The organism is Streptomyces sp. NPDC093071, from assembly GCF_044754545.1.
Classification (GTDB): domain Bacteria; phylum Actinomycetota; class Actinomycetes; order Streptomycetales; family Streptomycetaceae; genus Streptomyces.
Genome location: NZ_JBIVPH010000009.1, coordinates 109,943 through 130,231 on the forward strand (window position 1 = coordinate 109,943; position 20,289 = coordinate 130,231).

The 20,289-nt window shown below is 73.3% G+C and carries 20 protein-coding genes and 2 tRNA genes; 8 read left to right on the forward strand and 14 right to left on the reverse strand.

What is annotated here, in order from left to right; all coding sequences use genetic code 11:
* Positions 1 to 6: 6 nt before the first annotated feature.
* The 9 genes from ACIQD7_RS27430 to ACIQD7_RS27470 form a co-directional block, all read right to left on the reverse strand.
* Positions 7 to 333, reverse strand: a complete 327-nt coding sequence (locus ACIQD7_RS27430; RefSeq protein ID WP_402445034.1) for a hypothetical protein — start codon at positions 331 to 333, stop codon at positions 7 to 9.
* Between the two features lie 183 nt (positions 334 to 516).
* Positions 517 to 1,152, reverse strand: coding sequence for a peptide deformylase (def, locus tag ACIQD7_RS27435; RefSeq protein ID WP_402445036.1), 636 nt, complete (start codon positions 1,150 to 1,152; stop codon positions 517 to 519).
* A 67-nt stretch (positions 1,153 to 1,219) separates the two neighbouring features.
* Positions 1,220 to 2,200, reverse strand: a complete 981-nt coding sequence (locus ACIQD7_RS27440; RefSeq protein WP_053646821.1) for a hypothetical protein — start codon at positions 2,198 to 2,200, stop codon at positions 1,220 to 1,222.
* A gap of 79 nt (positions 2,201 to 2,279) precedes the next feature.
* The gene (locus ACIQD7_RS27445; protein WP_402445038.1) at positions 2,280 to 3,560 is read right to left on the reverse strand and encodes an HD-GYP domain-containing protein; all 1,281 of its coding nucleotides are present in this window, start codon (positions 3,558 to 3,560) and stop codon (positions 2,280 to 2,282) included.
* The gene (locus tag ACIQD7_RS27450) at positions 3,557 to 4,924 is read right to left on the reverse strand and encodes an HD-GYP domain-containing protein (RefSeq protein ID WP_402445190.1); all 1,368 of its coding nucleotides are present in this window, start codon (positions 4,922 to 4,924) and stop codon (positions 3,557 to 3,559) included. Before ACIQD7_RS27450 ends, ACIQD7_RS27445 begins: the two co-directional genes overlap by 4 nt.
* Before the next feature lie 161 nt (positions 4,925 to 5,085).
* Positions 5,086 to 5,403 carry a mycothiol system anti-sigma-R factor gene (gene rsrA / locus ACIQD7_RS27455; protein WP_121833759.1) on the reverse strand — a complete coding sequence of 106 codons (318 nt, stop codon included), beginning with the start codon at positions 5,401 to 5,403 and terminating at the stop codon, positions 5,086 to 5,088.
* A complete protein-coding gene (locus ACIQD7_RS27460) occupies positions 5,400 to 6,056 on the reverse strand; it encodes a sigma-70 family RNA polymerase sigma factor (protein WP_402445191.1) in 657 nt (218 codons plus the stop codon). Before ACIQD7_RS27460 ends, rsrA begins: the two co-directional genes overlap by 4 nt.
* Before the next feature lie 272 nt (positions 6,057 to 6,328).
* Positions 6,329 to 6,994: an alpha/beta family hydrolase gene (locus tag ACIQD7_RS27465; protein ID WP_402445193.1), complete on the reverse strand. Its 666-nt coding sequence runs from the start codon at positions 6,992 to 6,994 to the stop codon at positions 6,329 to 6,331.
* A gap of 52 nt (positions 6,995 to 7,046) precedes the next feature.
* Positions 7,047 to 7,862, reverse strand: a complete 816-nt coding sequence (locus ACIQD7_RS27470) for an SOS response-associated peptidase (RefSeq protein WP_402445040.1) — start codon at positions 7,860 to 7,862, stop codon at positions 7,047 to 7,049.
* A gap of 50 nt (positions 7,863 to 7,912) precedes the next feature.
* On the opposite strand from ACIQD7_RS27470, the gene ACIQD7_RS27475 reads away from it, so the two are divergent.
* The 4 genes from ACIQD7_RS27475 to ACIQD7_RS27490 all read left to right on the forward strand — a co-directional run bounded on the left by ACIQD7_RS27475 (position 7,913) and on the right by ACIQD7_RS27490 (position 11,384).
* Positions 7,913 to 8,599, forward strand: a complete 687-nt coding sequence (locus ACIQD7_RS27475; RefSeq protein ID WP_402445042.1) for a M50 family metallopeptidase — start codon at positions 7,913 to 7,915, stop codon at positions 8,597 to 8,599.
* Between the two features lie 20 nt (positions 8,600 to 8,619).
* On the forward strand, positions 8,620 to 9,951 hold the full coding sequence (gene aroA / locus ACIQD7_RS27480) for a 3-phosphoshikimate 1-carboxyvinyltransferase (RefSeq protein WP_402445044.1): 1,332 nt from the start codon (positions 8,620 to 8,622) through the stop codon (positions 9,949 to 9,951).
* Positions 9,952 to 9,954: 3 nt separating this feature from the next.
* Positions 9,955 to 10,968, forward strand: coding sequence for a ribosome small subunit-dependent GTPase A (gene rsgA, locus ACIQD7_RS27485; RefSeq protein ID WP_351971041.1), 1,014 nt, complete (start codon positions 9,955 to 9,957; stop codon positions 10,966 to 10,968).
* A gap of 92 nt (positions 10,969 to 11,060) precedes the next feature.
* A complete protein-coding gene (locus ACIQD7_RS27490; protein ID WP_078968180.1) occupies positions 11,061 to 11,384 on the forward strand; it encodes a multidrug efflux SMR transporter in 324 nt (107 codons plus the stop codon).
* Here the strand turns inward: ACIQD7_RS27490 and ACIQD7_RS27495 are convergent.
* Positions 11,276 to 11,959, reverse strand: a complete 684-nt coding sequence (locus ACIQD7_RS27495; RefSeq protein ID WP_402445047.1) for a TetR/AcrR family transcriptional regulator — start codon at positions 11,957 to 11,959, stop codon at positions 11,276 to 11,278. The genes ACIQD7_RS27490 and ACIQD7_RS27495 overlap by 109 nt on opposite strands.
* A 157-nt stretch (positions 11,960 to 12,116) precedes the next feature.
* Between ACIQD7_RS27495 and hisN the strand changes: the two genes are divergently transcribed.
* The 3 genes from hisN to ACIQD7_RS27510 all read left to right on the forward strand — a co-directional run bounded on the left by hisN (position 12,117) and on the right by ACIQD7_RS27510 (position 14,096).
* Positions 12,117 to 12,929 (forward strand): histidinol-phosphatase, encoded by an 813-nt coding sequence (gene hisN, locus ACIQD7_RS27500; RefSeq protein ID WP_402445049.1) that lies wholly within the window; start codon positions 12,117 to 12,119, stop codon positions 12,927 to 12,929.
* 148 nt (positions 12,930 to 13,077) lie between these two features.
* The gene (locus tag ACIQD7_RS27505) at positions 13,078 to 13,467 is read left to right on the forward strand and encodes a cyclic nucleotide-binding/CBS domain-containing protein (RefSeq protein ID WP_030207283.1); all 390 of its coding nucleotides are present in this window, start codon (positions 13,078 to 13,080) and stop codon (positions 13,465 to 13,467) included.
* Positions 13,468 to 13,676: 209 nt separating this feature from the next.
* Positions 13,677 to 14,096, forward strand: a complete 420-nt coding sequence (locus tag ACIQD7_RS27510; RefSeq protein WP_121832781.1) for a Fur family transcriptional regulator — start codon at positions 13,677 to 13,679, stop codon at positions 14,094 to 14,096.
* A gap of 118 nt (positions 14,097 to 14,214) precedes the next feature.
* On the opposite strand, the gene ACIQD7_RS27515 is transcribed toward ACIQD7_RS27510, so the two are convergent.
* The 4 genes from ACIQD7_RS27515 to ACIQD7_RS27530 all read right to left on the reverse strand — a co-directional run bounded on the left by ACIQD7_RS27515 (position 14,215) and on the right by ACIQD7_RS27530 (position 19,554).
* Positions 14,215 to 14,288 (reverse strand) — tRNA-Met (locus ACIQD7_RS27515).
* A gap of 74 nt (positions 14,289 to 14,362) precedes the next feature.
* Positions 14,363 to 16,321, reverse strand: coding sequence for a tetratricopeptide repeat protein (locus ACIQD7_RS27520; RefSeq protein ID WP_121832782.1), 1,959 nt, complete (start codon positions 16,319 to 16,321; stop codon positions 14,363 to 14,365).
* 207 nt (positions 16,322 to 16,528) lie between these two features.
* Positions 16,529 to 16,602, reverse strand: a tRNA-Met gene (locus tag ACIQD7_RS27525).
* Positions 16,603 to 16,647: 45 nt separating this feature from the next.
* Entirely contained in the window at positions 16,648 to 19,554 is a 2,907-nt protein-coding gene (locus tag ACIQD7_RS27530; protein WP_402445194.1) for a UPF0182 family protein, read from the reverse strand.
* A 168-nt stretch (positions 19,555 to 19,722) separates the two neighbouring features.
* Between ACIQD7_RS27530 and ACIQD7_RS27535 the strand changes: the two genes are divergently transcribed.
* Positions 19,723 to 20,274 carry a PPA1309 family protein gene (locus ACIQD7_RS27535; RefSeq protein WP_121832784.1) on the forward strand — a complete coding sequence of 184 codons (552 nt, stop codon included), beginning with the start codon at positions 19,723 to 19,725 and terminating at the stop codon, positions 20,272 to 20,274.
* Positions 20,275 to 20,289: the final 15 nt, after the last annotated feature.

A 20,289-nucleotide genomic window follows, 5' to 3' on the forward strand; every position in this document is an offset into this window, starting at 1 on the left:
AGCGCATCAGTCCTCCCGGCCGTCGCCGGACTCGCCCTCCTGCTCGTCAGGCGCCGGGTCGATGCGTTCGATCTCCATGTGTCGACGTCCGTCGCGGTATCGGCGGAAGCGACTCGACATGATGTCGTAAGCGGCGGTCGTGCCCAGCGCGGTGGCGATCTCGACGCACAGGGAGACGACCTCGCTCACTCCGAAGGGTTCGTCGCCCAACGGTCGGACCGGGGCGCTCCTTCGTGTCTCGACGACGCGGAGGCCCTCCTCGTAGCCCAGGAGACCCAGGAACCCCTTCAACTCGGCTTCGGTGCCGGTGATACGCACATGGAGATCGGACACGCCCCACCCCTCCGGACCACGGCAGTACCTCCTGATGGAGAGGCTGCTGGGTTTCCACGATACGGCGGAAAGCCGACCGCGCGCCCGTCGTTTCCGGAAGGAACCGGACGGTCGGCACTCCTCGGATGCGAAACAGCGTGGTGGGTGGCAGGTCACCCACCACGCCGTACGAGCCAGGCGCGGTCAGTCGTTGGCGACGACCTCGTAGCGCGGGGTGCCCTCCTCCATCTGTCGCAGGGCGTCCTTGCGGTCCCGCTTGGAGAGGCGGTCGATATAGAGGTAGCCGTAGAGGTGGTCCGTCTCGTGCTGGAGGCAGCGGGCGAAGTAGCCGGTGCCGCGCACCTTGATCGGGTTGCCCTGGGCGTCCTGGCCGTGGACCTCGGCGTAGTCCGGGCGGGCCAGCTCGGCGTAGGCGGTCGGCACGGAGAGGCAGCCCTCGTTGGACTCGTCCAGGACGCGGCGGTCCGCCGGCAGCTCCTGGAGCACCGGGTTGACCACGACGCCGGTGTGCCGGACGCCCTCGTCGTCCGGGCAGTCGTAGACGAAGACCTTGAGGTCCACGCCGATCTGGTTCGCGGCCAGGCCCACGCCCTCGGCGGCCTTCTGGCTGGCGAACATGTCGTCGATCAGCGCCGCGAGCTCGTCGCCGAACTCGGTGACGTCCTTGCACTCCTTGTGCAGCACGGGGTTGCCGACGACCGTGATCGGGCGGGCCGTGCCGCGCTCACGGTAGGCGAGCTCACGCGCCTCGCAGTCCTCCGTGTCCACGACGAAGCCGTCGTTGATCTGCGTCTGCTCGTCCGTCTCCTGCTGCGCCATGTCCGGCCGCGCCTTCCTGAAAACCCGATTCCGTCGGAGGACAGCCTACGGGGAAGGGACGGGCCGCTCAGCAGACCTCTTCGAGATCCCGCCACTCGCGGCTGTCCGGGCTGTCCGCCACCCAGCCGTCGAGGAGCCCGCGCACCAGACCGGCCGGGGCGGCGATGCCGCACTCCCGCTCCGGCACCCACAGCTCGCCGGGCGAGCGGTGGCCGAGCGGCCCGGGGTGCCCCGGCTCGCTGTGGTCGTGCGGGTCGGAGTGCTCGCCCTCGCCCTCGGCGCTCGGCATGGTCGACTCCGAGCAGGCGCGGCAGAGCAGCCGCACGGAGGACGACCAGTCCTCGGCGGCGAAGCCCGCCTCGGCGGCCAGCTGCTCCAGGGCGTCCCGGTCGGCCTCGGTGGCGGCCTCCAGGAGGACCACCCAGGTGGGGACGGGCGAGGGCGCCCACAGCTCGATCTCGTCGAAGACCGGGTAGGAGGGCCCGGCGGTGGTGGTCCGCTCGCCGTTCGGCACGCCGTCGTGGAGGACGACCTCGCCCCAGCGGCGCCCGGAGGACGGCAGCGGAATGGAGAGCACCTCTATCCGGGCCGGGTCGAGCCGGCGGCCCCACACGACCTCGGCCTCGCCCTCGGGCGAGAGCCGGACGGCGGCGCTGCCCAGCTCCATGCCGGCGGGCTCGCCCGTGCCGGAGGCGGCCCCGGGCACCCGCAGTCCGTACGCCTGCCAGGCGCGGCGGGCCAGTGGCCAGTCCTGGAGGGCGGTGGCGGCGATCCCGACGTTCCACCAGTCGGGGGCGCCGGTCTCCTTGTCGAGCAGCGCGACCGCGCGCAGCCCGGCGGCCCGGGCCTGCTCCCAGTCGTGCCGGAACTTGTGCAGCAGCGCCAGGTTGAACCAGGACTCGGAGAGCCAGGGCTCCAGGTCCGCCGCGCGCGTGAGCAGGGCGCCCGCGTCCTCGTACCGGCCGTCACCGATCAGCGTGAACGCGCGGTCGGTGGCCTGCCGCCACGAGGCGGAGGGCCGATGCCGTACCTTCCCGAAGATCTTCACGATTCCCGCCTGCCGGTCGCTTCACCCTCTTGTTCGCATCCAACCATGCCCGGTCGGACGCGCGCTCATTACCCATGGGTTACCCAGGGACGGCCGGGGTCACCCCAGCCGCCCCGCCCCGGGCCAGGACCCTGGCCAGGCACTCGACGACGTCCGGGTGGTGGTCCCGGGCGGTGCCGAGCCGGAGCCGCTCCAGGGCACCGAGGGCGGCGCCCGGACCACCTCCTACCCCGGTCCCCGGCCCGGCACTCGCCAGGTCGTCGTAGGCGTTCACGGTCCGGACGATCCGGGCGGGCAGCGGCTGCTCGCGGTACGGGTCGGCCTGCCGTTCGACGATCACGGCGACGGCCGCCGGGACCCCGGTCCTGCGGACGACCTCGCCGCCCAGGAGGGCGATCCGGCGCTGCTCCTCGGCCGGCAGGAGGGCGGTGGCGCCGCCCTCGACCGGGTCCACCAGGGAGAGTTGGCCGATGTCGTGCATGAGCGCCGCGTGTTCGAGGACGGTCAGCTCGGTGCCGGAGAGGCCCAGCTCGCGCCCGACGGCCGCGCTGAGGGCGGCGACCCGGTGAGCGTGGCCGGGCGGGGTGCAGCCGGCCACCTCGGTCGCCCGGGCGAGGGAGGCGATGGTCTGCCGGTTGACGGTGCGCACGGCCTCGTACCGCCGGTAGGAGACCTGGGTGAGCAGGAGCGGGACGGCGAGCACGGGCAGGGCCCACAGTCCGGCGGCGGCGACGCCGAGGGCCATGACGGTGCCGGTGGCGCAGACGGCGGAGCCGATGCCGAGGAGGGCGCGCAGCTCGTCCCGGAGGAGGGGGCCGTAGGGGTATCCCGTACGGGCGCGGAGCAGGAGGGCGGCGAGGACGGCGTCCCACAGGGCGGTGAGGACGAGCAGGAGCCCGAGGAGGAGGACGTACAGGGGGCCGTCCCCGAGGTGCCGGACGACGGCGCCGGAGTTGTAGAGGGGCTGGAAGCAGACGGCGGCGAAGCCGACCGTGAGGACGCGGCGGGCGAGGTGGTCGGGGCCCGGGCCCCGGCCCCGGGCGAGGTGGGGGACGATCCCGGCCAGGCTCGCGGCGGCGACGACGGCGACGATCTGGAGGACGCCGTGGGTGGTGGCGCTCCCGGCGCTCTCCCCCAGCAGGGCGTACGCGAGGGCTCCGGCGGCGGCGAGCGGCGCGGGCTCCCGCTCGCCGGGGGCGGCGCCCCAGCGGGCCAGTTCCCCGAGGGCGACGAGGGTGCCGAAGGCGAGGGCCTCGCCGGGCTGGTCGACGCCGGACCAGAGGGTGGAGCCGAGGGCGGCGAGGGCGAGGAGCAGGGCGGCCGCGCGGACGGCGCCGACGGTGGGGGCGCCGGGCCTCACGCGCGCTCCCTGGAGCCGGCGGGGGAGGACGCTTCGCGGGCCTGGGGGACGCTTCCGCCGGACGGGGTCTCGTCGGCGGTGACGGCGGGCCGCCAGCCGTGCCGGTCCAGGGCCCGCACGAGGGCGTCGACCATCCGGGGGTCGAAGTGGGTGCCGGCGCACCGCTCCAGTTCGGCGACGGCGACCGGGACCGGCCGGGCGCGGCTGTAGGAGCGGTTGGAGGTCATGGCGTCGAAGGCGTCGGCGACGGCGACCATCCGGGCGAACTCGGGGATCTGCTCACCGCGCAGCCCGTAGGGGTAGCCGCTGCCGTCCATGCGTTCGTGGTGGTGGAGGATCGCGGCCCGCGCCTCGCCGAGGAAGCCGATGCCCCGGACGATCTCGTGCCCGTACTCGGGGTGCAGTTCGATGACCCGGCGCTCCTCGGGGGTGAGGGGCCCGTCCTTGCGGAGCACCCGGGTGGGCACGCCCAGCTTGCCGACGTCGTGCAGGATGCCGGCGAAGCGGACGGCGTCGAGCCGGTCCCCGGACATGCCGAGTTCGCGGGCGATGAGGACGGAGGCGTGGCCGACGCGCTCGCTGTGGCCGCGGGTGTAGCGGTCCTTGATGTCGACGGCCTGGACGAGGGCGCGGATGGTGGCGTGGTGGGCGGCGCGCTCGCGGTGGTACTGGGCGAAGACCCAGCAGGAGACGTACATGGGAAGGAGCACGAAGAGCCCCGCGACCGGCCCGTGGCTGCCGCGCCACAGGACGGCCATCATCAGCCCGGCGAGGCCGTGCACGAGGTGCGGGGCGAGGGCCCGGCCGAGGAGGCCGCGCCAGGCGGCCCGCGGGGGCAGTCCGTCGGCGGTGGCGCGGACGCCGCCGTCGAGGGCGGTCAGGACCAGGCAGAAGACGAGGGCGGCGGCGCAGGCGGGCAGCAGCGCGTACGGGAAGTCGGGGGTGTCCGGGCCGGGTCCGAGGGCGGCCGGTCCGCCCAGGGCGCCGGCGGCGTGGGCGGCGGCCCAGACGGCGAGGGCCGTGGCGGCGGCCCGCCAGGCGCGGCGGGGTGCGGCCGGGGGTTCCTCGACGCGGGCGAGGAGGCTGCCGGGCAGGGCGGTGAGCGCGGCGGCGGCGGGCGGCAGGAGGAGCGCCGCGGCGAGGAGGACGGGGAAGAAGGAGCCGGTGCCCAGCGGGACGGAGCCGCCGAGCGCGCGGCCCATGAGGGGGCAGCGGGCGGGCAGCTCGCAGAGCGCGTACAGGGCGGCGAGGAGCGCGATCGTCTCCCAGGGCGCGCCGGGGCGCAGCGCGGGCAGGACGCACGCGCCGGCGGCGAGCAGGGCGCAGCCGATGTACACGCGGGCCGCCGGGGGAATGACCTTCACGCCCATCATCCCCGTCACGCTAGCGAGTCGGGCGGCCCGTGACGGCGCGGTACGACTGATTCGCACCTTCGGGTGATACAAGCCGACTTACGCCGGAGGCCGCCGCGATCGCGTCGCGGCGGCCTTCCGTGCCCGTGCGTCCGTGAGGGAGCGGTGGGGTGCTACTCCTGCGGGGCGGGCGTCGCGGGCGCGCCCGCCGCGACGTCCTGCTCGGGGGCGGGCAGGCCGGAGCGGATCAGCTCGATCCGGCCCATGACCTTGGCCCGCAGGTCGGTGGGGACGTCGTCACTGCCGCAGCAGCGCTTGACGAGCTTCTTCACGGCCTGCTCCAGGCCGTACTTCTCCAGGCACGGGGAGCACTCCTCGAAGTGCACCTCGAACTTGGTGCAGTCGCTGTCGGGCATCTCGTTGTCGAGGAACTCGTAGAGATGGTCCAGGACCTCTGAGCAGTCCGTCTCGTGCGGCTCTCCGCAGCTCATGAGCCCGAGCCTTTCAGATCGTTCGACGACTCTCCGGCGCCCGCGGGAACGAGCCCGCGGTCGCGGGCGTAGTCCTCGAGCATTCCGCGCAGCTGGCGGCGGCCCCGGTGCAGTCGGGACATCACCGTACCGATGGGTGTCCCCATGATGTCCGCGATCTCCTTGTACGCAAAGCCCTCGACGTCGGCGAGGTAGACGGCGATGCGGAACTCCTCGGGGATCGCCTGCAGCGCTTCCTTCACGTCGGAGTCGGGAAGGTGGTCGAGGGCCTGGGACTCGGCGGAGCGCAGGCCGGTCGACATGTGCGACTCGGCGCGGGCGAGCTGCCAGTCCTCGATCTCCTCGGCGGCGCTGCGCTGGGGTTCGCGCTGCTTCTTGCGGTACGAGTTGATGAAGGTGTTCGTGAGGATGCGGTACAGCCACGCCTTGAGGTTCGTGCCCTCGCGGAACTGGTGGAAGGATCCGTACGCCTTGGCGTAGGTCTCCTGCACCAGGTCCTCCGCGTCCGCGGGGTTGCGCGTCAGGCGGAGCGCGGCCGAGTACATCTGGTCGAGGTAGCCGAGGGCGTCCCGCTCGAAGCGCGCGTTGCGCTCCTCGGTCGTCTCCTCGGGGCCGTCGTCGGTCCCTGTGTCGGTCCCAGTGACCGGACCCACCTCCTCCAGCGCGGCGGCGAGCCCGGGGGCGGACCCGCTCGTTTCGGAGGATAGACGAGGAACCGCTCCGCCCGCCGCCCGAATCGGGGCGCCCTTGGGCGCGGGCAGCACCGTCCAGTCGAGGTCAGCGCCCTGCGCGCGCTCCGGGCAGATGGTCGAACCCATGCGACGGACTCCCTCTCCTCTTGCTCTTTCCTGCGGTCGTACGACGTACCGAACAACAGCGCTCCCCCGCTCGGCATTCCCGGTGCGGGGGCGGGGCGGACAGGGCGTCAGCGGAGGGCGTCGAGCCACTCGGCGACGGCGTCCACGAGGAGCCCGAGGGCCTCGTCCCCGCCGAGGGGGGCGCGCTTGGGCAGGGCGAAGCCGTGGTCCCCGTACGGGATCCCGACGAGGGCGTACGGGCCTTCCGGGTACTCCTCGGGGCGGCCGAAGGGGTCGTTGCCGCCCTGGACCACGAGGGTGGGCAGGCCGGTGCCGAGGAGCTCGTCGGCGCGGGACCTCTCGGGCCTGCCCGGGGGGTGCAGGGGGAAGCTCAGGGCGAGGACGGCCGTGGCGCCGAGTGCGCGGCCGGTGCGGCAGGCGACCCGGGCGCCGGCGCTGCGGCCGCCCGCGACCACGGGGAGGCCGGGTTTCGCGAGGGCGGGCCAGAGGCCGCGCCAGGCGGCGTCGAGGGTCTTGGGGGCGGGCGCGAGCTTCCTGCCCGCGACCCGCCAGGGCTGTTCGACCAGGGCGACGGTCACGCCCCGGGCGGGCAGCGTCCCGGCGAGGGCCCGGAGGTCGCGGGCCTCGATCCCGCCGCCGGCGCCGTGGCCGAGGGCGAGGACGGTCCACGGCTCCGCGCCCCCGTCCGGCTCGTACCAGGTGACGCGGGCGTCGCCGGCGTCGGTGGGGACGGTCTCGCGGCGCGTCGCCCCGTCGGTCACGTCGGCGGTCACGGCGCCGGTCGTCTCATCGGTCACGTCCCCATCCTGCCGCGCGGGCGGCGGTTCAGAAGAGCGTGCCCTCCTCCGGGCCCTCCAGCTCCGTCAGGAGTTCGGGGCCGTTGTTGCGGACGTTGCTGACGGCCGTCGGCACCGGGTAGGCCCGCATGAGGCCCTCCGGCGGCGGGGCGAGCAGTCCGCGCAGCTCTTCGAGGTCGCTGTTCTCCGGGGTGAGCCAGGCGTCCCAGCGGTCCTCGGTCAGCATCAGCGGCATCCGGGGGTGGATGTCGGCGAGCGAGCGGGGTCCCTCGGCCGGGGCCACGCCCAGCGGCCCGGTCTCCGCCTCCGTGGTGATGACCGAACAGGTGACCCACCAGGAGGAGGGGTGGTCGTCGGGAAGGGTCCGGTCGCGCCAGAACTCGTAGAGCCCCGCCATCGCGAAGACCGAGCCGTCCGCCGGGGTCACGAAGTACGGCTGCTTGCGCGGCCGCTTCTTCTTCCCCTCGACCTCCAGGTCCCGCTCCGCCGTCCCGGTCACCCATTCGTAGTAGCCGTCGGCGGGAATGATGCAGCGGCGGGAGGCGAAGGCCCGCTTGAAGGAGGGCTTCTCGTGGAGGGTCTCGGAGCGCGCGTTGATCATCCGGGCCGCGCCGTCCGGGGACTTCGACCAGGACGGGACGAGTCCCCACTTCAAGGTGCGCAGCTGGCGAACCGGCTCCTTGGATTCCGCGTCCTTCACAGGACGCTCCAGAACGGCCCAGACCTGTTTGGTGGGGGCCACGTTCCAGTCGGGGGCCAGGGTCTCCTCCGGCTCCCACTGCTCCACCCCGAAGGTCTCCACGAGGTCCTCGGGCCGTCGACTCGATGCAAACCGTCCGCACATACGTGCCAGACTGCCACGATCCCGCCCGCGACCGAGGAGCCTTTCGCCGAATGAACGACATCCTCGGCACCCAGCCCGCCCCGAACGAGTGGATCGTCTGGTTCACCGCCGGCTGCGCGCTCTCCCTGGTCCTCTTCCGACAGCTCTGGCTGCCGGCCCGCAACGCGATCACCATCGCGCACGAGGGCGGCCACGGCATCGTCGCCCTGGCCACCGGCCGCCGCCTGGAAGCGATCCGGCTGCACTCGGACACCAGCGGCCTGACCGTGTCCCGGGGCCGCCCGACCGGCCTCGGGATAGTCCTCACCCTGGCCGCCGGCTACCCCGCGGCCCCGCTGCTCGGCCTCGGCGGCGCGGCACTGCTCGGCACCCACCGGACCACGCTGCTGCTGTGGGCCGCGACCGCGCTGCTCCTCGCGCTCCTGGTGATGGTCCGCAACGCGTACGGGATCCTCACCGTCCTGGTGACGGGCGCCGCGTTCCTCCTCGTCTCCCTCTTCACCGGGCCCGACGTGCAGGGGACCTTCGCCTACGGGGCGGTCTGGTTCCTGCTCCTGGGCGGTGTCCGGCCGGCCTTCGAGCTCCAGGCGAAGCGGCGCCGGGGCGGCGCCCCGGACTCGGACGCGGACCAGCTGGCGCGGCTCACCCACGTGCCCGCCGGGGTGTGGCTGATCTTCTTCCACACGGTCTCGATCTGCTGCCTGATCGGCGGCGGTCGCTGGCTCCTGCGGTTCTGACGCCCCCGTACAGTGAGGGCATGACCGCAGCAGCTTCCCCGCACACCGACCCGTCCACCGACCTCTGGCCCGCTCCGTACGCGCGCGGCGCCGTCGACGCGACCGTCACCGTGCCCGGGTCGAAGTCGGTCACCAACCGCGCCCTGGTGCTCGCCGCGCTGGCCGCCGAGCCCGGCTGGCTGCGCCGCCCGCTGCGCTCCCGGGACACCCTCCTGATGGCCGAGGCGCTCCGCACCCTCGGCGTGCGGATCGAGGAGGGCGTGGGTCCCGACGGGTCCGGCGAGGCCTGGCGGATCATCCCCGCGCCGCTGCGCGGCCCCGCGACCGTCGACGTCGGCAACGCGGGCACGGTCATGCGCTTCCTGCCCCCGGTCGCGGCGCTCGCCGACGGACCGGTGCGCTTCGACGGCGACCCCCGCTCCCACGAGCGCCCGCTGCACGGCGTGATCGACGCGCTGCGCGCGCTCGGCGCCCGGATCGAGGACGACGGCCGGGGCGCGCTGCCGATGACCGTGCACGGCTCCGGGGGCCTGGACGGCGGCACGGTCGAGATCGACGCCTCCTCGTCCTCCCAGTTCGTCAGCGCCCTGCTGCTCTCCGCGCCCCGCTTCAACCAGGGCGTGGAGGTGCGGCACGTGGGGTCGCGGCTGCCCTCGATGCCGCACATCCGGATGACGGTCGACATGCTGCGGGCGGTCGGCGCGCGGGTCGACGAGCCGGAGCACGGCGGCGAGCCGGACGTGTGGCGGGTGGCGTCCTCCGCGCTGCGCGGCCGCGACCTGGTCGTGGAGCCGGACCTGTCGAACGCGCAGCCGTTCCTGGCGGCCGCCCTGGTGACCGGCGGCCGGGTGACGGTCCGGGACTGGCCCGCGCGGACCACCCAGCCCGGTGACGCGCTGCGGGAGATCTTCACCGAGATGGGTGGTTCCTGCGAGCTGACCGAGGCGGGTCTGACCTTCACCGGCACGGGCCGGATCCACGGCATCGACGTGGACCTCGGCGAGGTCGGCGAGCTGACCCCGGGCATCGCGGCGGTCGCGGCCCTGGCCGACTCCCCCTCCACCCTGCGCGGGGTCGCCCATCTGCGGCTGCACGAGACGGACCGGCTGGCGGCGCTCACCAAGGAGATCAACGAGCTGGGCGGGGACGTGACGGAGACCGAGGACGGTCTGCACATCCGCCCGCGCCCGCTGCACGGCGGCGTCTTCCGCACGTACCACGACCACCGGATGGCGACGGCGGGCGCGGTCATCGGCCTGGCGGTCGAGGGCGTGGAGATCGAGGACGTGGCGACGACGGCCAAGACCTTGCCCGACTTCCCGGCGATGTGGACCGAAATGCTCGGGGCCTGAGCCATGCGGCGCTACGGCAAGCACACCGACGAGGACGACATCCGCCAGCGGCCCAACCGCAAGGGGACCCGTCCCCGGACCAGCATCCGGCCGAAGCACGAGGACGCCGTCGAGGGCATGGTCCTCACCGTCGACCGGGGCCGGCTGACCTGTCTGGTCGACGACCGGGTCGTGACGGCGATGAAGGCGCGCGAGCTGGGCCGCAAGGCCGCCGTGGTGGGCGACCGGGTCTCGATCGTCGGCGACCTCTCCGGCGAGCGGGACACGCTGGCCCGGATCGTACGGATCGGGGAGCGCACCTCGGTGCTCCGGCGCACGGCCGACGACGACGACCCGTACGAGCGGGTGGTGGTGGCCAACGCCGACCAGCTGGCGATCGTCACCGCCCTCGCCGACCCCGAGCCGCGGCCCCGGCTGATCGACCGCTGTCTGGTCGCCGCGTACGACGGCGGCCTCTCCCCGCTGCTCGTGCTCACCAAGTCGGACCTGGCGCCGCCGGACGCGCTCCTGGAGATGTACGGGGCGCTGGGCGTGCCGCACGTGGTGACCACCCGGGACGAGTTCGTCGACGGGGCCGCCGCCGAGCGGGTGCGCGAGCACCTCAAGGGGCGGACCACCGCGTTCGTGGGGCATTCCGGCGTCGGGAAGACGACCCTGGTCAACGCCCTGGTGCCGCCGGAGCGGCGGCGCACCACCGGGGTGGTGAACGCGGTGACGGGCCGGGGCCGGCACACCACGACCTCGGCGCTCGCGCTGCCGCTGGACGACAAGGAGGGCGGCTGGGTGATCGACACCCCGGGCGTGCGCTCCTTCGGCCTGAACCACGTCGACCCGTCCCGGGTGATCCTCGCCTTCCCCGACCTCGTGCCGGGCACGGAGAACTGCCCGCGCGCGTGCAGCCACGACGAGCAGGACTGCGCCCTCGACGCGTACGTGGCGGAGGGGCACGCCGATCCGGCGCGGCTCGTGTCGCTGCGGCGGCTGCTCTCGACCCGGGAGCGACGCGAGGGCGACTGAGCCGCCCGTGTTTACGTCCGTTCGGTACCGGTAAGTGCATAATCGCACCAAGTGCGACGAAGCAGTCACCGACGGCGTGGGAGGCACTGACGATGGCGTGGCTGCTGGTGGTGGTGGCGGGGTTCCTGGAAACGGGTTTCGCGGTCTGCCTCAAGCTCTCGCACGGGTTCACGCGCCTGTGGCCGACGGTCGCCTTCGCCTCCTTCGCCCTGGGCAGCTTCGGTCTGCTCACGCTGGCGCTGCGGAAGCTCGACGTGGGTCCGGCGTACGCGGTGTGGACGGGGATCGGCGCGGCCGGGACCGCGATCTACGGCATGGTCTTCCTGGGCGACGTGGTCTCCACCCTCAAGATCGTCTCGATCACCCTGGTGATCGTGGGCGTCATCGGGCTCCAGCTCTCCGGCTCCGCGCACTGACCCTCCGCCCTCCGCGCCCCCGCGGCCGTTCCGTACGGCACCGGGGGCGTTCCGTACGGCACCGGGGGCGCGACGACGTGGCTGAGGGCGATCCGGACGGCGAGTTCGCAGCCGGCCGCCCAGCGCTCGTCCGCGCAGGCCACGGTGGCCGCCACCAGCTCCCCGGGCGCGGGCGGCCCGGCGTCGGCGCGGCGCTGGGCGGGGACGGCCGCGGGCCGGGCGCCCGGACGGGCCGGCCGGGGCGCCGGCAGCCGCGCGTCCCAGGCGCCGGTGAGCAGGGCCCGCAGGACCGGCCGGGCGGCGGTCCTGGCCACGATCCACTCGGCGAGGGCGGCGAGGGTCCGGGCGGGCGGCCCGGGGTCGGCGAGCAGCGTCCGGACGCCCTGGAGGTAGGCGTCGGCCTCCCTGCGCACGAGCGCGCGGGCCAGCCCGTCCTTGCTGCCGAACTCGTTGTAGAGGGTCTGGCGGGAGACCCGGGCGGCGGCGGCGAGGTCGGCCATCCGCACGGCGGACCAGGGCCGGTGCGCGAGCGCGGCGAGCGCCGCGTCGAGCAGGGCCTCGCGGGCAGTCGGCATCGGCGCCTCCCGGGCCGTACGTGTCGGTGCGGGGTCCGGCACGCTCCGTGCGCGGACCCGTACACAGAGTCGACAGGCTCCCCCGCCCTGTCAAGGAGCGCGGGGCCGTCGCGGACGGTTCGTCCGGCCCGGATCACCCGGGGATAGAGTGCCGACCATGGCCGATTACCACGATGACCTGCGTCTCGCCCACGTTCTCGCCGACGCCGCCGACGCGGCCACGACGGCCCGCTTCCAGGCGCTCGACCTGAAGGTCGAGACGAAGCCGGACATGACTCCGGTGAGCGAGGCGGACAAGGCGGCGGAGGAGCTGATCCGCGGTCAGCTCCAGCGGGCCAGGCCGCGCGACGCGATCCTGGGCGAGGAGTACGGCGTGGAGGGCTCGGGTCCGCGCCGCTGGGTGGTCGACCCGATCGACGGGACGAAGAACTACGTGCGCGGGGTGCCGGTCTGGGCGACCCTGATCGCGCTGATGGAGGCCGGGGAGACCGGTTTCCAGCCGGTGGTGGGCGTGGTGTCGGCCCCGGCGCTCGGCCGCCGCTGGTGGGCGGCGAAGGGCCTCGGGGCGTACACGGGCCGCAGTCTGGCCTCGGCGACCCGGCTCGGGGTCTCGAAGGTCTCCTCCCTGGCGGACGCGTCGTTCGCGTACTCCTCGCTGAGCGGCTGGGAGGAGCAGGGGCGGCTCGACGGCTTCCTGGACCTCACGCGCGCGTGCTGGCGGACGCGGGCGTACGGCGACTTCTGGCCGTACATGATGGTCGCGGAGGGGTCCGTGGACCTCTGCGCGGAGCCGGAGCTGTCGCTGTGGGACATGGCGGCGGTGTCGATCGTGGTCCAGGAGGCCGGCGGCACGTACACGGGCCTGGACGGGCGGCACGGGCCGCACAGCGGGAACGCGGCGGCGTCCAACGGGCTGCTCCACGGCGAGCTGCTCTCGTACCTGAACCAGCGGGCGCCCGAGGAGGGCTGACGGCCCCTCGGGGAGCGCCGGGCGCCCCCGGGTGCTCCCGGAGACGCCTCGCGCGCCCTCTTGTCGGCCCCCTCCCCCGGTGCCACTCTGAGACTCCCCCCACTTGTGAACTTGTGAAAAAGTTCTCGAACCGGAGGTGGTCCCTTCCATGCTCGTCCGCGACGCCATGAGTCCCGTGACCCTCACCATCGGCCCGGCCCACACCCTCCGCCAGGCGGCACGACTGATGTCGGCGCGCCGCGTCGGCGCCGCCGTCGTCCAGGACGGGGATTCCGGCGGCATCGGCATCCTCACCGAGCGCGACATCCTCGACGCCGTCGGCGCCGACCGGAACCCCGACCACGAGACCGCCGACGCCCACACCACCCGGGACGTCGTCTTCGCCGCGCCCACCTGGACGCTGGCGGAGGCGGCCGAGGCCATGACCCGGGGCGGCTTCCGCCACCTGGTCGTCCTCGACGACCACGGGCCGGTCGGCATCGTCTCCGTACGCGACATCGTCCGCTGCTGGATCCCGGTGCACAGCGCCGCCGCCTGAGCACGCACGAGAGGGCCGGTTCCCCCGTACGGATACGGGGGAACCGGCCCTCTCTTCCCGGCGGGCCGCCGTGGGCCGCGCAGGGCCTGGACCGCGACCTCCGGACGCCCGCCGAAGGCTCGATCCTACCTTGGACAAAGTCCAAGTCAAAGGTCACTCCAAAGTCACACTCGTTCGCGATCTTGTCACCGACTGTTAGGCTGACCCCCATGAGCGACCTGTTGGAACGACTGCGCGGACGTGGCTGGCGCATGACCGCGCAGCGACGCGTCGTGGCCGAAGTGCTCGACGGGGACCACGTCCACCTGACCGCCGACGAGGTCCACGCGCGCGCCGTGACGCGACTGCCCGAGATCTCGCGCGCGACCGTCTACAACACGCTGGGCGAGATGGTCACGCTCGGCGAGGTCATCGAGGTGGCCACCGACGGACGCGCCAAGCGGTACGACCCGAACGCCCACCGTCCGCACCAGCACCTGGTCTGCGGCCGCTGCGGCGCGATCCGCGACGTGCATCCGGGCGGCGACCCGCTGGCGGACCTGCCGGACAGCGAGCGCTTCGGCTTCACGATCTCCGACGTCGAGGTCACGTACCGGGGCATCTGCCCGAGCTGCGCCACGACGGCCTGAGAGCGAGGAAGGCCCCCGCTGCGGCGGGGGCTTCTCCATGCGCCCGACTCCATGTGACTGATACACGCACGACGAAGGCCCGGATCCAAGAGGATCCGGGCCTTCGTTTGCTACTGAGTAGCGGGGACAGGATTTGAACCTGCGACCTCTGGGTTATGAGCCCAGCGAGCTACCGAGCTGCTCCACCCCGCGTCGGTGAACCCAACCCTACGGCTCCTCCGTCACCCGCGCAAATCCGTTGACGCCCGCCGCCTTCGGTCCGGCCGTCACGCCGTGAGTTCCTGGTGCAGCGCCTCGCTCAGCCGCGCCGCCCGCTCGGCGACCTCGGCCGGACCCAGCTCCACCGCGCGGGCGCACCAGCGGCGCCCCTCGGTGAGCTCGCCCCGGCGCGCCGCGAGCAGCGCGAGCCGGAGCGCGGCGCGGCCGTGGCCGGCCCGGGCGGCCCGGGTCCACCAGAGCGAGGCCTCGCGCTCGCTGCCCTCGCGGGCGAGCAGCAGCCCCAGGTTGAAGGCGCCGTTGCGGCTGCCCGCCTCGGCGGCCTCCCGGTACCAGCGGTCGGCCTCCGCCAGGTCGCCGCGCGCGGCGGCGAGCATCCCGACCCGCACCTGGGCGCGCCGGTGGCCCTGCCGGGCGGCCCGCTCGTACCACTCCTCGCACTCGCTCTTCTCCTCGCGGGGCGCGCCGAGCACGGCGGGGCCGGGCTCGGGGCGGCGCGCGTCGAGCACCGAGGCGAGCCGGAAGGCGGCCTCGGCGCTGCCGCCGCCCGCCGCGCAGCGCAGGTGGCGCTCGGCGGTCCGCTCGTCGCCGTCGCGCAGGGCGGCGATGCCGACCTGGAGGGCGGCCTCGGTGTGCCCGGCGGCGGCGGCCCGCTCGTACCAGACGAGGGCCGTGCGGTCGTCGTCGCGCCCGGCGTGCAGGATGCCCAGGTTGAAGGCGGCGTCCACGCTGCCGGCCTCGGCGGCCTTGGAGAACCAGGGCTCGGCGCCGTTCGCGTCGCCGGCCTGGAGGAGCAGCACGGCGAGCGCGTTGGCGGCCTCGCGGTGGCCCGCGTAGGCGGCCCGCCGGTACCACTGCTCGGCCTGCGGGATGCGGTCCTGGGCGGCGCAGAGCAGCCCGAGGTTGTAGGCGCCGTTGACGTCGCCAGCGTCCATGGCGGCCCGGTACCAGCGCTCGGCGGTCTGCTGCTCGCCCCGGGCCGCGTGCAGGGCCCCCAGGGCGTTGGCGGCGTTGCCGTCGCCGTCCTGGGCGGCCCGCAGCCACCACACGGCGGCGCTCTCCTCGTCGCCCGCGTCGCGGAGCAGGAAGCCGAGCGCGCAGGCGGCCCTGGCCTCGCCCTCCTTGGCGGAGCTGAGGTACCAGCGGCCGGCCTCCTTCAGCTCGCCGCGCTGCTCCAGGATCGCGCCGAGGTGGAGGGCGGCCCGCCGGTGGCCGCGCGCGGCGGCCTGCCGGAACCACTGCTCGGCCTCGGCGAGTTCGCCCACGGGCTCGGCGGCCGGGGCCTCCGGCAGGATGCCGGGGGCCGCCCCCGCGGCGCTCCTGGCGGCGCCGGGGACCGGGAGGCGGGTGCCGGTGGCGTGCGGGCCGCGGGTCGTCTCGGTGGCGCGCCGCTCCAGGGCCATGGCGAGCCGGTAGGCGGCCTCGCGGTGGCCCTGCTCGGCGGCGGCGCGCAGCCAGCGCTCGGCGCCGACGTCGCCGCGGTGCTCCAGGAGGTCGGCGAGGGCGTACGCGCCGAGGGCGTGGCCCTGCTCGGCGGCCTGGCGCAGCCAGTACTCGGCGGCGGGCTCGTCGCCGCGCTCGCGGTGGTGGCGGCCGAGCGCGTGGGCGGCGGGGGCGGAGCCGGCGACGGCGGCGACCCGCCACCAGCCGGCGGCCTCGTCGGCGTATCCGCGCTGGTGCAGCAGGACGCCCAGGTTGTTGGCGGCGGCCCGGTCCCCCTCGGCCGTGGCGCCGCGCAGGTAGGGCTCGGCGCCGTCCAGGTCGCCGCGGCGCAGCAGCATGGCGCCGAGGGCGCTCATCGAGGCGAGGTCCCCGTACTCGGCGGCGCGGCGGTGCCGGGCCTCCGTCTCGGTCTCGTTCTCGGTGTCGGCATCGGCCACGGCCGTGGTGCCGAGGACCGTCTCGGCGGCCCCCACCGCCTCGATGATCTCGTCCGCGGCGCTCCTGGTATGCCGCTGCACAAACCGCCCTGTCTCCAACAGAGTTGCCCTGTCCCCCATAAATACCATCGTCGCACCACCCGCCACCCGAGCACACCTGGTAAACCGCAGCCAGTGAGGTCACTCAGCGTTTTGTCGACATGCCCACAGAGAGACAAGTCAAACACGACTCACGCCAACTCGCCCCTTCCCTACCGCTCTTCGGTACCCCCTGGCACGTCGACACACGACGAGGGCCCGGATCCTTATGGATCCGGGCCCTCGTTTGCCACAGAGTAGCGGGGACAGGATTTGAACCTGCGACCTCTGGGTTATGAGCCCAGCGAGCTACCGAGCTGCTCCACCCCGCGTCGGTGACGTAACAGTATCACGACGCGGAGGTGGAAAACCTCAGGTCAGCCGCCTGCTCCCGGTGACTTGAGCTTCGCCCCGGCCTCGGCGGCCTTCTGGAGGGCCGCCTGCAGGTCCTCCTGCGCCTTGCCGTACGCGGTCCAGTCGCCCTTCTGGAGGGCGGCCTCGCCCGCGTCGTACGCCTTCTGGGCGTCGGCGATCGCCTGCTTCAGCGCGGCGTCGTTGGACGCCGGCGGCGGAGGCGTGGTGCCCGGCTGCTCCGGCGTCGGCTGTTCCGGCGTCGGCTGGGTGGGCGCCTCCACCCCGAAGACCGCGTTGAGCGCCTTGGTGAGGTTGTCCTCGAACACCGTGGTGTCCTTGGTCGTGTCACCCTCGGGCTGGTCCGCGTCCACGTACGACACCGCGACCTTCTTCAGGAGCGGATACAGCGCGTTCCGTCCCTGGGCGTACACCGGCTCCACGTACAGGAACCCGCCGTCGAGCGGCACGGTCAGCAGGTTGCCGTACTGGATGTCGGAGTCGGCGCCCTTCATGTCCCGGACGAACTGGGCCACGGACGGCAGGCCGTTGAGCTTGCTCTGCACCTGGGCCGGGCCCGGCACGTCCTGGGTGACCCGCAGCAGTCTCATCCGGCCGTACTCCTTGCTGGTGGCGTCGGCGTCGACCGCCATGAAGCCACCCAGGTTGGGCCGCCCGTTCGGCGTGAACGTCGTCGTCAGCGAGAAGCGCTGTGCCGTGTCCCCGGGCATCTTCATGCTCAGGTAGTACGGCGGGACCGCGTTGCCGTCCTTGTTGGTCGGGTCGTCCGGCACCTGCCAGGCGTCCGAGCCGCTGTAGAACTGGGCCGGGTCGGTGACGTGGTAGCGGGTCAGCAGCTCGCGCTGGACCTTGAACATGTCCTGCGGGTAGCGCAGGTGCTCCAGGAGGTCGCCCTTGATCTCGGACTTCGGCTTCACCGTGTCCGGGAAGGCCTTCATCCAGGTCTTGAGGACCGGGTCCTGGGTGTCCCACTGGTACAGCTTCACCGTGCCGTCGTAGGCGTCGACGGTGGCCTTCACCGAGTTGCGGATGTAGTTGACCTGGTTCTGCTGGGCGACGACCGTGCGCTGCTGGTTGCCGACGGTCAGCGAGTCGGCCGTGGTGTCGCCGAGCGTGGTGCGCGAGGCGTACGGGTAGCCGTTGGTCGTCGTGTACGCGTCGACGATCCACTGGATCCGGCCGCCGACGACCGCCGGGTAGGCGTCGCCGTCGATGGTCAGCCAGGGCGCGACCGCCTCGACGCGCTGCTTGGGCGTGCGGTTGTAGAGGATCCGCGAGCCGTCGCCGATGGCCCCCGAGTAGAGGATCTGCGGCTCGCTGAAGGCCACCGCGTACGCGGCGCGGTTGAAGGCGCTGGAGAGGCTGACGCCGCTCTTCTCCTTGTAGCTGGTGGTCTTCTCGCCGTTGTCCTCGTAGTCGAGCTCCCGCTGGGGCCCGCCCACGATCGAGTACTGGTCGGTCTTCTCGCCGTAGTAGATCCGCTGCTCGTACTTCGGGAGCTGGCCGGTGGTCGGCAGGCCGGACTCGGTGAAGACCGGGGAGCCGTTGGCGTCGGTCTGCGTGCCCGAGGCCATGATGGCGCCGTAGCCGTGGGTGTAGGTGAAGTGGTCGTTGATCCAGTTCCGCTTCGGGATGCCCCGGATGTTGAGCTCGCGGAGACCGATGACGGTGTCCTTGCCCTGGTAGCGGTCCACGTCCAGGGTGGTCGGGAACTGGTAGTACTTCCGCTTCTGCTCCAGCTGCTGGAACGTGGGCGAGACGATGTTCGGGTCGAGGACGCGGTAGCTGGCCGCCGTGTCGGCGTCCGTCCGCAGCCTGTCCTTGTCCTTGACCGTCGACTTGCCCGAGTAGTTCTCGGGCTTCGTCCCGTCGATCGCGTACGCCTCGCGGGTCGCGTCGATGTTCTTCTGGATGTACGGCGCTTCCTTGGCCTGCTCGTTCGGCTGGACCTGGAACTTCTGCACGATGGCCGGGTACAGGCCGCCGATCAGGACCGCGGACAGCACCATCAGTCCGAAGCCGATCACCGGCAGCTGCCAGGTGCGGCGCCAGAGCGTCGCGAAGAACAGCACGGCGCAGATCGCGGCGATGCAGAAGAGGATGGTCTTCGCCGGCAGGTACGCGTTGGCGTCGACGTACCGCAGGCCCGTCCAGTTGCCGGTGGCCTTGAAGTCGCTGGACTTCACGGCCAGGCCGTACCGGTCGAGCCAGTACGCCACGGCCTTCAGCGACACGAAGACGCCGAGCAGCACCGACAGGTGGCCCGTGGCGGCGGCGGTGGCGCGCGCGCCCGGGCTGGTGACCCGCAGCCCGCCGTACAGGTAGTGCGTGAGCGCGGCGGCGATCAGCGACAGGACGGCGGCGGCGAAGCCGAACGCGAGGAGGAAGCGGTACCAGGGCAGGTCGAAGGCGTAGAACGACACGTCGAGCCCGAACTGCGGGTCCTTCTGGCCGAACTTCACGCCGTTGATCCACATCAGCCAGGTGCGCCACTGGCCGGAGGCGGAGGCGCCGGCGATCAGGGCCACCAGGGCCGTGACCGCGAGCAGCACCCACTTCTTGAAGGGGGCGAGGCCCATCCGGTACCGGTCGAGGCTCTGCTGCTCCAGCGACATCGCGCTGAGCGGCGGCCGCAGCCGGTGCGCCAGCCAGATGTTGAAGCCGACGGCGAGCCCCATCAGGAGGCCGAAGACCGCGAAGAGGCCGATCTTGGTCCACAGGGTGGTGGTGAACACGGACGAGTACTCGACCGAGCGGTACCAGAGCCAGTCCGTCCAGAACCCGGCGAACATCACGAACGCCATGGCCAGGACGGCCAGCACCCCGAGTGTCATGAGCAGGGTACGGGCCCGCCGGGACGGCCGGCCGACTCTCATCCTTGGCCCTGACGGGCCTCCGCCGCGGTCCGGCATCTGGAAAGCCAACGTGCGCCCCTCGATGTTGATGCGTCTCGGTGTCGGTGTGTCGACGTGTACGGGTGGGTCTGAAGCAGGCCCCGCGATCGTAGGGCCCACTGATGCAACTTACCGAGGCTTTACCTAGTTCCCGGCTTCGGGGAAAGAGGAGGCAGGATATTGGTCATGTCCAACGTTTCCCCCTCCGGCCCGGCGATGGCCGCGAGCCCCCTCACCCGCACCGTGCTCGAGATCGACGAGTACGCGTCGGGCCTCGGCTGGGACCAGCCCGCCCGCCTGTTCGCCCTGGTCGACACCGCCCGGCTGCGCGCCCAGGAGCCCAAGCTCGCCTCCCAGCTCGGCCTGGGCGACGACTCCACCTCCTACACCCCGATCGAGCAGGACAAGCTGCCGCGCGGGAAGCCCCTCGACGAGTTCCTCGGCACGATCGCCTGGCCCGACGCGGTCGCCGGCTGCGCCATGACGGTGGAGCGGCTCATGCTGCCCCCGTCGGCGGAGGCCCAGGTGCCGCAGGGGCTGGGCGAGAAGCAGCTCGCCAAGTGGGTGGCCGGGCACCCGGACCGCCAGGAGGTGCGGATGACCGTGGCGGTGCTGCGGAGCGGGGCGCGCGAGGCGGCGATCCGGCTGCGCGAGAAGGACTCGGCGACCGAGGTGCTGACGGGCCCGGACCTGGTGCCGGGGCTCGCCGAGGCGCTCGCGGCCACCTTCGAGGGCTGAGGACCCGTCCGTACG